Here is an 11,935-nt window from a genome sequence, read left to right as displayed (position 1 = left end):
ATCGACCTATAATTATTATTGTCGCCGATAAGATTGTGTTGGGTAATTCTATTTTAAAAATCAAAACCTAAGCTTAACGTCCGCTAAACCGTTTTGAATCATGCTATAAAATCAATGAGCTGTCTATAGACTGACAAGCTTTGAGGACTCTTGGGATACGTACTTACCCGACCCAAAGGCACATACTTGCTTAACAATTCCTTCCGCTGAAAGACCAATTTCAGCCAGCTGACCTTCACGCTCAGCATGCTCTATATAGCTATCAGGTATACCTAAGTGAAGTACCGACACCTTTAAATCGAGTTTTACTAACACCTCAGACACAGCACTCCCCGCACCACCCTGAATTGCATTATCTTCAACTGTTACGATTAAGTCATGTGACTTCGCCATCTCAGCAATCATCCCTTCATCGATCGGCTTTACAAAGCGCATGTTTATTAAAGTAGCATCAAGCGTTGCTGCCGCAGCTTGTGCAGCATCAAGCAATGAACCAAACAACAATATTGCGATTCGCGCTTTACCTTGTAGTAACGGCTTAGCCTTACCTACTTCCAATGCAACCATCTCGGCTTGCGGCTCTACGCCAATACCTTTACCACGAGGATAGCGAATGGCCGTTGGGCCATCTTGCAAGTAAGCGGTGTATAACATCTGGCGACATTCATTTTCATCCGCCGGCACCATCACCATCATATTCGGTATGCAACGCATGAATGAAATATCGTAATTACCAGCATGGGTTGGACCATCTGCACCCACTAAACCGGCACGATCAATCGCAAAAATAACAGGAAGGTTCTGAATGGCTACATCATGAATCAATTGATCATAAGCACGCTGTAGGAAAGTCGAGTAAATCGCAACAACAGGCTTTAAACCGTCACACGCCATACCTGCCGCTAATGTCACTGCGTGCTGCTCTGCTATCGCCACATCATAGTAACGATCTGGAAAACGCTCGGCGAACTCAACTAAGCCAGAGCCTTCGCACATAGCAGGAGTAATACCTACTACTCGCTCATCTTTCTCGGAAATATCACACAACCAGCGCCCAAATACCTGAGTATAAGTAGGCGTAGATACACTCTTGCTACTGACAATACCCTGATCTAAATCAAACTTAGAAACACCATGGTACTTACAAGGGTCAGCTTCAGCAGGTGCATAACCTTTACCTTTTTTAGTCACTACATGTACAAAGCGCGGCTCGTCAATATCACGAATATTTTCGAACATCCGAACCAGCTCTAGTACATCATGTCCATCGACAGGGCCGTAGTAGACAAAACCCATTTCTTCAAACATCGTGCCGGGCATTAACATGCCTTTCGCATGCTCTTCCGCACGACGCGCAAAGTCTTTCATGCTTGGTGTGCCTGAGAGTATTTTTTTACCTTGTTCTCTAATGCTTGAGTACAGAGGGCCAGACAACAAACGTGCTAGATACTTACTGAGTCCGCCAACGTTGGAGGAAATCGACATATCATTGTCGTTGAGTACAACCATCATGCGAGCATCCAAATCACCTGCGTGATTCAAAGCCTCATATGCCATACCTGCGGTTAGTGCCCCATCACCTATAATAGCGATAGCTTGACGATCCAACCCTTGCTGTTTAGCCGCCATCGCCATACCAAGCGCAGCGCTAATTGAAGTGCTTGAGTGCCCGACACCAAATGTATCGTAGTCACTTTCAGAACGCTTTGGGAAGCCTGATAATCCGCCTTGCTTGCGAATACTCGATAGCTGATCACGTCGTCCAGTCAATGCTTTATGCGGGTAGGCTTGATGCCCTACATCCCATACTAAACGATCTTCTGGCGTATTGAAAACATAGTGAAGTGCGACTGTTAGCTCAACCGTTCCTAACCCTGCCGAAAAGTGACCGCCAGAAGCGGATACCGACTCTAAAAGAAACGAGCGCAACTCCTCACACACTTCAGGAAGTTGCTCTTTTTCTAAAAGACGGAGTTCATCGGGGGTTAAAATTTGATCTAGCATAGACATCTACTTAATACGCTTAACAATAAATCGAGCTATATTCCTCAACAGATCGGCTTCTGAGCCAAATCCACTTAACGCAGTTAGTGCCTCATCATGAAGCGATTCTAACTTTTGCTTTGCACCAGCCATCCCGAGGATTGAAGGATAAGTTGGTTTATTTGCTGCCAGATCGGAACCTTGTTGCTTACCCAACGTTTCCGTATCACTCTCAATATCCAAAATATCATCTTGAACTTGAAACGCTAGGCCAATGGCATCGGCATAGCTATTTAAGGCTGTTCTTTGCTCGTCTGTAACACTATCGTTACAATAACTTGGCATCATCACACTAGCATTGATCAACGCACCGGTCTTATGGGCATGCATAACTTCCAACTGCTTTTCAGTAAGAGATATGCCTACCGATGCTAAATCTATCGCTTGGCCTCCCACCATACCACGGGAGCCGGAAGCTGCTGACAAAACCTTAATCAATTTAAGTTGATGCTCTGCTTTTATCCCTTCTATTGGTTCACTCAACCAATCAAAAGCATAAGCCTGAAGTGCATCGCCTGACAAAATTGCCGTTGCTTCTCCAAATGCCTTATGAGCTGTTGGAAGACCACGTCGAAGATCATCATCATCCATAGCCGGTAGGTCGTCGTGGACCAATGAATATGCATGAATACATTCAATAGCAACCGCAATTCGATCTAATGCCTGGATGGGTATATTGAGTGCCTGACCGCTTGCGTACACCAAACTTGGCCTAATACGCTTCCCACCCGCTAAAGCAGAATAACGCATCGCCTCGTGTAACTTTGATGTTCCTATTTCCTGCAAAGGTAGGGCTTCTGACAACACCTGCTCTAGACGAATACGGTGTACTTCTGACAAGTGTAAACTAGTCATCACTTAAAAAGTCTTCCTCACCATCAGCCGTTAACAAAGTAACACGTTGCTCTGCCTCAGCTAATAACTGCTGACACTCACGACTCAGACGGATACCTTCTTCAAAAGATTGCAACGCATCCTCTAAAGACATATCGCCTTGCTCCATCTTTGTGATTGTTGCTTCTAAGTCAGAAACAGAAGTTTCGTAATTGATTTTCTTTGTTTTCTTGCTCATGAAAATTATATTGATCTTTCAGTTAATGAATTGCAAGCAGATAGTGGATTAGAAAAGCCAATCATGCAACTTGAACTCACTATTACAATCCACTACCATTAAAAAAAATTATTAAAGTGAGTATTATTATGTTCGATCTAAAGTTCGGCTTCCCTATGCTACTTGTTGTATTGCTTATAGCTTTTTCGTGGTTTAGCTTTTTTTCAGTTATTTTCTTTGGCTAACACCAAATTCGAAGATAAAAAAGGCCGCATAAATGCGGCCTTTTTAGTACTAGCTTTCAACTTTTACTTAAGCAGCAACGCTAACTTTTAACTTTTTAATTGCTGTACTCTCAAGCTGACGAATTCGCTCAGCAGAAACACCATACTTATCAGCCAAATCTTGTAATGTCGCTTTCTTATCTGACAACCATCGCTGAGATAAAATATCCTTACTACGGTCATCAAGCTCAGAAAGTGCGCCATTAAAGCGTGACTGAGTATCGTCCTGCCAGTCTTGAGCTTCCAACAAATCAGCAGGATCCTGACTTTCTGGTGCTAACAAGTACTGACTCGGTGAGTAAGCCCTATCATCATCTTCCTGCCCAACAGACAAGTCGAATGAAATATCTTGGCCACTCATGCGTTTTTCCATTTCAACAACATCCTTACTCGTGACACCAAGGTCAGTTGCAATGTCGTTAACTTCAGCCATATTCAACCAGCCTAAACGCTTCTTACTGCTGCGTAAGTTGAAGAACAACTTACGCTGCGCCTTGGTTGTTGCAACCTTCACAACTTTCCAATTACGCAAAATAAATTCGTGAATCTCTGCACGAATCCAATGTACCGCAAACGATACTAGACGCACATTAACTGAAGGATCAAAGCGCTTCACCGCCTTCATCAATCCTATATTACCTTCTTGCACAAGGTCGGCTAATGGTAAACCGTATCCACTGTAACCACGGGCAACCTTGATAACGAAACGCAAGTTATGCATAACTAATGTTCTAGCCGCTTCAACATCACCGTGGTCAAATAACTGTGTTGCGTATTTTCTTTCTTCTTCTACGCTTAAGACCGGTACTTCATGAACCGACTGGACATAGCTCTCTAGGCTACCTGTAGTAACAACTAATGAAAAACTATTTAATGCCAGTGACTGAGTCATAATGTCTTATCTCCAAATTTCATGCTTTTTAGCACTCAAGCAATGAGAGTGCTAATCTTCGGGTTAGTTCCGAATAAAGTCAAGTTATTGGCCCTTTATACCGCCAAATGGTAACAATACTCATAAATTTACGAATACTTTACGCGCTGCGGCAATGGTATTATCAATATCTTGATCGGTATGCGCTGAGGATACAAAGCCCGCTTCATAGGCCGAAGGCGCTAAATTTACACCCTCTTGTAACATGCCATGGAAGAAACGATTAAAGCTTCCAATATCACACTGTTTTACTTGAGAGAAGTTAGTGATCAACTGTTCTTTTGAGAAGAACAAACCAAACATAGCCCCCACTCTATTTGATGTCATTGGGACGCCATTATCGCTGGCTGCCAATAACATGCCCTTAACCATACGGTCAGTTTTGCGATCTAGATCTTCATAAAAGCCATCACGGCTAATAATCTCTAGTGTTTTTAAGCCAGCGGCCATTGCAATAGGGTTACCTGATAGCGTACCTGCTTGATAAACAGGACCTGTTGGCGCGAGCTGCTGCATGATGTCAGCACGACCACCAAAAGCACCTACTGGCATACCTCCGCCAATGATTTTCCCCAAGGTTGTGAGGTCAGGTTTAATATTATAATAGGCCTGTGCACCACCTTTAGCAACACGGAAGCCTGTCATCACTTCATCAAGAATAAGTATCGCACCATACTCGTCACACACCTTACGCAAGGTTTCTAAGAAACCTGGAACAGGTGGAACACAGTTCATATTTCCAGAGACTGGTTCGACAATAATGCAGGCAATAGAGTCACCTTGAGCTTTAAACAACGCCTCAACCTGTTCACTATTGTTGTAATCCAATGTCAGCGTGTGCTTTGCAATATCAGCGGGCACACCCGGAGAATCTGGCTCGCCCAGGGTCAAAGCACCTGAACCAGCTTTCACCAACAGCGAGTCGGCATGACCATGATATCCCCCTTCAAACTTAAGGATATTGTCACGACCCGTAAAGCCACGCGCCAAACGAATAGCTGACATAGTCGCTTCAGTACCCGAATTAACCATACGAACCATTTCAATTGACGGCATTATTTCGCAAATTCGCTCAGCCATATCGACTTCAATACTGGTTGGCGCACCATAACTAAGGCCATAATCAACCGCTTCTTTAACAGCCGCAATAATTTCAGGGTTAGCATGACCCGCAATCATTGGCCCCCAAGAGCCCACATAGTCTATATAACGCTTGCCATCAGCATCAAAAAGATAAGCCTGCTCTGCACGCTCGATAAATAACGGCGTGCCACCAACACTTTTAAATGCTCTTACTGGCGAGTTAACGCCACCTGGTATAACTTTCTGCGCGCGCGCAAATAACTGCTCTGAATGACTCACACTATTCCCCTAGTCTTGAAATACAATTTAGCTATTATCGCCATCTGGACGACTGAAATTATCATTTAGCTTCTGTACAAATTGGTCTACATCATTTCGGATGGCAAATAATTTACCACTGACTCGCTTACTCCAACCAACTGGACCACTCTTTAAAACACTAGTCCAAGGTCGAGTACTCTTCATAAATGCATTCGACACATCGCCATAGACGGCTTCATTACTTAATTTCTTAGCAACACCTTTTGCTGCCCATCCACGAATAACAAAGTGAATAAATAGAAGTAGCAGTAGGAAAGCGACCAATAACCCTAGGCTAAAGAAGTCAGTCAACAAAGAGAGTGGGTTAGTAAGCCATTGTGGCAACCAACCGGTAGTCCATGCTAGCGCTCCTAAACCAAGTGTTACTGAGCCTAGTGCAATTGCATCAAAAAAGAACACTCTCTTGCGCCAAGAATCACGCGCCACACTAACCAAAGGCACTGCCTGCTGTTCGATCTGGTTTGACAGTGTTTCGAGGTTACCTATGAGTCGGTAGACTCGCTCAACATTGATCTCTTCCATACGTGCGGTAATCGCGGCGTAATCCGTATCACGTTTTGAGACATAACGATTCCAAACACCTTCATCTTCAACGGGTACCGCTAAATCTTTGTTAAACATCACGTAAAAACGACCGGTGCTTAAACCACACTGCACAAGTGCTTTATGCCACGAAGCAACAATTGACTCTAAATTGTCTTCTTTTGCAGATGTATCAATTTGATTCAAGATGAAAAGAAACTTACTACTATCATTTCGACGCTGCGCGCCTTTTACTAAATGCTCAAGTGTATCCTGCATCGCACCCGGCTCTGGGTGACGCGCATCAAAGAACACTAATACTAAATCTGAAAGATCAATAATATGGTCTGTTAACTTCAGCGTTGATTTACGCTGCTCATCTGCGTCAAAGCCAGGAGAGTCGATTAATATCTTTCCGCGAAGCGCCTCACTTGGAACAACTTTCATTTGAAGATAATTATCAATTTTTGCGCCTTCACCTTCAGTGACTTGCTCTATCTCTTCACTAATTTGATAGAACGGAAAACGTGGATCACCATCCAATGCAATACCCGGTAACGTACGACTCTTATCATCAGAGCTATATGAGATAACGGTAAAACGGTCATCTACCGCTTGATTACCTGTATCTTGTAACTTCATACCCGTATATGAGTTTATGAAGCTAGATTTTCCCGCTGAAAAAGTACCTAGCACTGAAATAAGCGGCCACCAAGAGATCTGAGTCGCATATGACTCACCTGGTTTTAATAAGCCCATCTTTAGCGCGACAGCATCAAGTTTTTTGTAGCGGTCAACGACAGCTACTAACACAGGGTTTTCTTTTTTTAGATGAGTTTGCAAGCTCTCAAGGCGTTGCTTCATTCGCTGCGCAGGAGTCATTGTAGAAACCTTCTTATTTGTAATTTTAAGGGTAATCGATCGGAGTCGAAAGGCAAGAGTACTTATAACAGTATACGGTAGCTACGATAGAGGCATAAGCAAACTAAACGCAATTTAATGCAATGTTAACCTATACAAAAAAGCCGAGACTCACTTTCGTAAGACTCGGCTTTTTAACAACGCTTAGCAATTAGTTCGCGGCTAGTAGCTCACGAATGCTTGCTGCACGTGCTGGGTAGAACAACCCAATAAAACCAACCATGTTGGATACTCGCTCGCCATTACCCTTCTCAATCATTGGTGCTGCAATCTCAGCATATAATTCAGCAGCTTTAGCAGGGTAGCCTTGTTTCCAAAGTACATTACCAAGCTCACCTTTATGCTCAATCACATTAGGCTCACGCTCAATTAAGAATCCGTAAAGCTCTGCAGCTTCATCTAGACCGTTATTCCAATAAGCTTCACGTGCCATCATTAGGATGTCATCGCTAGACTTACCTTCAACACTCGCTGAATCAAGTACCGCTTCTGCTTCTATGCTTTCTACTGCCAAAGCTTCTTCTACAACAGGTGCTTCAACAACTGGAGCTTCAACCTCAGTCACCTCTGCTACGACTGCTTCATCTGTAGCAGGAACTTCAACCACGACTGTATCTACTACTTCTGTTGAAGCCTCAGCAACTGCTTCTACTGGAGCAGCTTCTTCCTTAACTTCTGTAGAGACTGCAGCAACTGCAGTTGTTACCGCAGCGGTTGCAACAGCTGCTTGTACAACAGCCACTGGCTCTGCAACAACTTCAGCTTCCGCTACTACTTCTATAGGACTAGTTTCAACTGTCGCATGCTCATCCGCAGACTTTGTGCCGCCGAAAAGAAATGCTAATGCAACAGCCAAAAGTCCTAAACCCCAAGCCACTTGAACAACAATGTTCGAGGCCAACCAACGTATCATGTCCATCAATATTCTCCTTACGCCCTGCGATTATTATTTAGTTGTCTCTACAGCTTCTTCAGTAACAACAGGATGGTGCTCTGCCATCATGTTAGACATATCCATAGCTGACATACCGTGATGCTGACCGCCCATGAACTGAGTACCCATATTCATACCAAAAGAATAAGCAGGAACTGGGACAATAATTACACGCTGAACTTTAGTTACTTTGCCATTATGTGCTTGTGGCTGAGCATTCTGCTGTACTAGCATTTGATTGAAGTAGTTCATCATAGTCTGCTGCTGCATCATCATTGCCTGACGATACTTAGCTTCCATACGCTGAAGCTGCTGTTCATGACTTAGTGATGTGGTACTAGCTACTGCTTGAACAGGTGCTGGAGCCGCAACGTCCTCAAGAATAGCGTCTCCTACTACCGCTGCAACAACTTCCTCAGCAATAACTTCTTCTACTACAGCTGCAACAACTTCTTCAGTAATAATTTCTTCTACTACCGCTTCAGCAACTTCCTCAGCAATAATTTCTTCAACTACCGCTTCAGCTACTTCCTCAGCAACAACTTCTTCCACTACCGCTTCAGCTACTTCTTCAGCAACAACTTCTTCTACTACCGCTTCAGCTACTTCCTCAGCAACAACTTCTTCCACTACCGCTTCAGCTACTTCTTCAGCAACAACTTCTTCTACTACCGCTTCAGCTACTTCCTCAGCAACAACTTCTACTACTACCGCTTCAGCTACTTCTTCAACAACAGCTTCTGCTACTTCCTCAGCAACAACTTCTTCCACTACCGCTTCAGCAACTTCTTCTGCTTCAACTTTGTCTTGGAACGGACCTGGAGGAGGTGGAGGTAAATCTGCGCTAGCAACCTGCTCAGTATCAGCTAATGCTTGAACTTCTTCAGCTACAACCGCTTCTTCAACTGCTTCAGCTACAACTGCCTCTTCCACTGCTTCAGCTACAACCGCTTCTTCAACTACAACTGCCTCTTCCACTGCTTCAGCTACAACCGCTTCTTCCACTGCTTCAGCTACAACAGCCTCTTCCACTGCTTCAGCTACAACCGCTTCTTCTACGGCCTCAGCAACAGCTTCTTCAGTCGCTTCTACTTCAGCAACCGCTTCCGTTACTTCATCTTTAGCTTCTTCAGCACCTGACGCTACAACTGCTGTAGTAGCCGCCACTGCACCAGCAACAGCTGCAACCGTAGCTGAGCTAGTATCGCTTACTGCTTCTTTAACGCCATCAATCGCACCATCTACAGAGGCGACATCAGCAACTTTTTCAACTGCACTTGTCGCAGCAGCTTCTACTGTTTCAACAGCATCTGTTGCACTAGAGGTTACCGCGTCTACAGCTGTTGTTGCTTCAGCTTTTATCTCAGTAACTACCTGAGAAGCTGTTGCATCCGTAGCAACTTCACTAACAGTTGACTGAGCAACCTGTGGAGCGTCACTGTCAGTCATTAATATTGCGCCTGAGGCTAAAATAGTTGCACCTGCAACTGCTAAGACACCTTTCTGCATCGATTTCATAACGTTTCCTTCATGCTAAAATTTAAATTTAGTATCCGCCGCGAACAAAGCGCGACCAGGAACTTTCATAATTCTTGTAGGGTGAAAGTCGTAAAGAATGACTATCAATCTCATCAAAACTCGATGAGTTAGTGGGGTAAACCCTCTCTTTTGGTTCATCCATTGTAAGCTGCAACCATTATAGACAAAACTCTTGTCAATTGTCGCCTTCGTTGCCCTAAATATTTCTATCCTAGGGCAGATAAAACAGTTAAATATACAAATAGTTAAAAAAACTAATAGTAAAGTGGGAGAACGCGGCGAATTTGACCCCAACGCTCTGTTGTCAAAATAACTTCAACACCAATCGGTAACTCATCAACTTTAGTCCAATCATTAACCTCTGTGCCACTAGCTGGCAAAAAGGACAATTCCACATCAGTCACGCCATCCATCAGCGTCACTGCAGTCGATTCAATATCTGAGTGATCAACCAAACTCCATGTCATGCGCTGGAGCTTCTCTTCCTCTAAAAGGTAACGTACGCGCATTAAACTACTGCGTTTCAAATTTGTTGGGTTTGAGTTTCCCGCACGAGTAAACTCCAAAAAGCCAGTACTTGTATCATCGTCAGCATTCAGTGGAGGGAGCAGACTAGTTGAATAACCATCATTACGTGTACGTATGGTTACCTGACGCAAGTCTTTTTCAATAAACATCATTGTTCGCTGTAAACGCTTTAAATCAGTCTCATGGTCCGCAGAGATTTTATCATTAGCCATGATCGAACCGATACCGGCATACGCCACCACCGTCATCATCGAAAATATAGCAATTGACACTAATAACTCAATAAGTGTGAAGCCACGCTGACTAATATGCTTTTTCATTGTAATTTTGCCACAAAGCCTGAAACAGAGGCACTTAGGTCATCGTCATCAGCACCTTCTAAACGAACATCAATAGTGACACGTATTACATTATCATCTGGTGTCACTTCAGCACGCTGCTCCCACAACCATGTGCGTTCCATCATATCTTCTTCACCGCTCTCTGAACGAACAGGCCACTGCCGCCTAAGCTTTAGTGTAGACATTTGATTTAAACCGACCCATTGAGCAGCGGTCTGATCAGCTCTTACAGCACCCGAATTAGCCGCTCCCAACATGATTTTAGTTGCGGTACCTAAGGCAGTTGCAACAATCAACAAAGCGATAAGCACTTCAATTAATGTAAAACCAGAACTAGAGGTAAGGCGTTTATTGAGATTCATCGACAGACTCCCGTACAACTTCACCCAATAAGTTGTACTTCAAGCGAATGAACTGCTGTTCCGATAAGGCTAGTTGGTATTCAAACGGACTAATTTCACCACTAGAAAACAATATAACCGTCGGCACAAAAGCCTCCTGAAATGGATCAGGCTCAACTTCACCACCTTCAACGTATAAAGTTTGAGTTAAATAGTCTTCAAGCTTCTGGGGACTTAAAGGGTCTGCGTCCATAGCTTCCCAAGTACCTGCTACTTGCTTCAGAAAACTATAGCTAGAACCCTCAACCATCAAACCAAAGTCTTGTGACTGTAAGATAGCTTGAGTTTGAGCATAAGAGATTAAAGATTCAAACCGATCAGCATCGGTGCGCATGCGTTCGGTTTTATCAGTAGGGATATAGGGCAAAACAACAGACGTAATTAACCCGATGATTGCAATGACAACCATCAACTCAATCAGCGTATAGCCTGCTGACTGAGTTTTTTTATAGAATCGACTAGCTGTGCAAGTAGTCAATTACTTTAGCTGCCAGCTTCCAATATCATCATCACTCTTACGACCATCTTGGCCATAAGAGAAAATATCGATATCTTCATGTGTACCTGGATTTAAATACTGGTAAGGATTACCCCATGGATCTGTCGGCACCGATTCCAACTGCTTTTTCCAACGAGCACTAGGCTCAGGTGACCCGCTCGGCTTAGTAACCAACGCCTCTAAGCCCTGCTCTGTACTTGGTAAGTTAAAGTTTTCTAACTTATAAAAACCCAGAGTTGATTTAATACGCTTAATTTCTGTTCGTGCCACATCTTCCTGAACGCCAGAGAATTTATCAATAATATTAGGGGCGACAATCGCACCGATAATGGCAATAATTGTTACGACCACAATGATCTCGAGAAGCGTGAAACCCTTCTGCAAAGACAGTCTGCGTATATTATTTGTTCGCATGTATTTCAAACCTGTTATTGTTTAATAATTTATCTTAATTGGCATTTTGCCATAGTTATTGCACTTACCCAACCACATGAATATCAAACTCATATCCACTATTGTTTCTATCGCTTTTGTGAG

Annotated in this window: 12 protein-coding genes; all 12 read right to left on the bottom strand. The window is 43.6% G+C overall.

Annotated features, from left to right (window positions below):
- Nucleotides 1-123: 123 nt before the first annotated feature.
- The 12 genes from dxs to gspG all read right to left on the bottom strand — a co-directional run bounded on the left by dxs (nt 124) and on the right by gspG (nt 11,812).
- Entirely contained in the window at nt 124-2,004 is a 1,881-nt protein-coding gene (gene dxs, locus DKT75_RS02970) for a 1-deoxy-D-xylulose-5-phosphate synthase (protein ID WP_109821984.1), read from the bottom strand.
- A gap of 6 nt (nt 2,005-2,010) precedes the next feature.
- Nucleotides 2,011-2,898 carry a polyprenyl synthetase family protein gene (locus DKT75_RS02965; protein ID WP_109821940.1) on the bottom strand — a complete coding sequence of 296 codons (888 nt, stop codon included), beginning with the start codon at nt 2,896-2,898 and terminating at the stop codon, nt 2,011-2,013.
- Nucleotides 2,891-3,115, bottom strand: coding sequence for an exodeoxyribonuclease VII small subunit (locus tag DKT75_RS02960; RefSeq protein ID WP_109821939.1), 225 nt, complete (start codon nt 3,113-3,115; stop codon nt 2,891-2,893). Before DKT75_RS02960 ends, DKT75_RS02965 begins: the two co-directional genes overlap by 8 nt.
- A 291-nt stretch (nt 3,116-3,406) precedes the next feature.
- Nucleotides 3,407-4,270 carry an RNA polymerase sigma factor RpoH gene (rpoH, locus tag DKT75_RS02955; RefSeq protein ID WP_109821938.1) on the bottom strand — a complete coding sequence of 288 codons (864 nt, stop codon included), beginning with the start codon at nt 4,268-4,270 and terminating at the stop codon, nt 3,407-3,409.
- 120 nt (nt 4,271-4,390) lie between these two features.
- Entirely contained in the window at nt 4,391-5,671 is a 1,281-nt protein-coding gene (gene hemL / locus DKT75_RS02950) for a glutamate-1-semialdehyde 2,1-aminomutase (protein WP_109821937.1), read from the bottom strand.
- Between the two features lie 27 nt (nt 5,672-5,698).
- Nucleotides 5,699-7,117, bottom strand: coding sequence for a dynamin family protein (locus DKT75_RS02945; RefSeq protein WP_109821936.1), 1,419 nt, complete (start codon nt 7,115-7,117; stop codon nt 5,699-5,701).
- A 190-nt stretch (nt 7,118-7,307) separates the two neighbouring features.
- Nucleotides 7,308-8,075 carry a tetratricopeptide repeat protein gene (locus tag DKT75_RS02940; protein ID WP_109821935.1) on the bottom strand — a complete coding sequence of 256 codons (768 nt, stop codon included), beginning with the start codon at nt 8,073-8,075 and terminating at the stop codon, nt 7,308-7,310.
- A 27-nt stretch (nt 8,076-8,102) separates the two neighbouring features.
- Nucleotides 8,103-9,608 (bottom strand): hypothetical protein, encoded by a 1,506-nt coding sequence (locus DKT75_RS21720; RefSeq protein WP_146201310.1) that lies wholly within the window; start codon nt 9,606-9,608, stop codon nt 8,103-8,105.
- 275 nt (nt 9,609-9,883) lie between these two features.
- Entirely contained in the window at nt 9,884-10,477 is a 594-nt protein-coding gene (gspJ, locus tag DKT75_RS02930) for a type II secretion system minor pseudopilin GspJ (RefSeq protein ID WP_109821934.1), read from the bottom strand.
- The gene (gene gspI, locus DKT75_RS02925; protein ID WP_109821933.1) at nt 10,474-10,860 is read right to left on the bottom strand and encodes a type II secretion system minor pseudopilin GspI; all 387 of its coding nucleotides are present in this window, start codon (nt 10,858-10,860) and stop codon (nt 10,474-10,476) included. The genes gspJ and gspI overlap by 4 nt, the downstream gene beginning before the upstream one ends.
- Complete coding sequence (gspH, locus tag DKT75_RS02920) at nt 10,847-11,377, bottom strand: type II secretion system minor pseudopilin GspH (RefSeq protein ID WP_109821932.1); 531 nt, start codon at nt 11,375-11,377, stop codon at nt 10,847-10,849. The genes gspI and gspH overlap by 14 nt, the downstream gene beginning before the upstream one ends.
- A complete protein-coding gene (gene gspG, locus DKT75_RS02915; RefSeq protein WP_109821931.1) occupies nt 11,378-11,812 on the bottom strand; it encodes a type II secretion system major pseudopilin GspG in 435 nt (144 codons plus the stop codon).
- Nucleotides 11,813-11,935 lie beyond the last annotated feature (123 nt).

It is taken from the genome of Leucothrix arctica, assembly GCF_003172895.1.
In the GTDB taxonomy this organism is placed as follows: domain Bacteria; phylum Pseudomonadota; class Gammaproteobacteria; order Thiotrichales; family Thiotrichaceae; genus Leucothrix; species Leucothrix arctica.
The sequence above is the reverse complement of the archived record's forward strand: the minus strand, read 5'-3'. Positions and strand labels throughout refer to the sequence as shown.

What these genes read in the sequence shown, in the direction of transcription:
- dxs (WP_109821984.1), bottom strand. Translation starts at nt 2,004, where the DNA reads ATGCTAGATCAAATTTTAACCCCCGATGAACTCCGTCTTTTAGAAAAA.
- DKT75_RS02965 (WP_109821940.1), bottom strand. Translation starts at nt 2,898, where the DNA reads ATGACTAGTTTACACTTGTCAGAAGTACACCGTATTCGTCTAGAGCAG.
- DKT75_RS02960 (WP_109821939.1), bottom strand. Translation starts at nt 3,115, where the DNA reads ATGAGCAAGAAAACAAAGAAAATCAATTACGAAACTTCTGTTTCTGAC.
- rpoH (WP_109821938.1), bottom strand. Translation starts at nt 4,270, where the DNA reads ATGACTCAGTCACTGGCATTAAATAGTTTTTCATTAGTTGTTACTACA.
- DKT75_RS02945 (WP_109821936.1), bottom strand. Translation starts at nt 7,117, where the DNA reads ATGACTCCTGCGCAGCGAATGAAGCAACGCCTTGAGAGCTTGCAAACT.
- DKT75_RS02940 (WP_109821935.1), bottom strand. Translation starts at nt 8,075, where the DNA reads ATGGACATGATACGTTGGTTGGCCTCGAACATTGTTGTTCAAGTGGCT.
- DKT75_RS21720 (WP_146201310.1), bottom strand. Translation starts at nt 9,608, where the DNA reads ATGAAATCGATGCAGAAAGGTGTCTTAGCAGTTGCAGGTGCAACTATT.
- gspJ (WP_109821934.1), bottom strand. Translation starts at nt 10,477, where the DNA reads ATGAAAAAGCATATTAGTCAGCGTGGCTTCACACTTATTGAGTTATTA.
- gspI (WP_109821933.1), bottom strand. Translation starts at nt 10,860, where the DNA reads ATGAATCTCAATAAACGCCTTACCTCTAGTTCTGGTTTTACATTAATT.
- gspG (WP_109821931.1), bottom strand. Translation starts at nt 11,812, where the DNA reads ATGCGAACAAATAATATACGCAGACTGTCTTTGCAGAAGGGTTTCACG.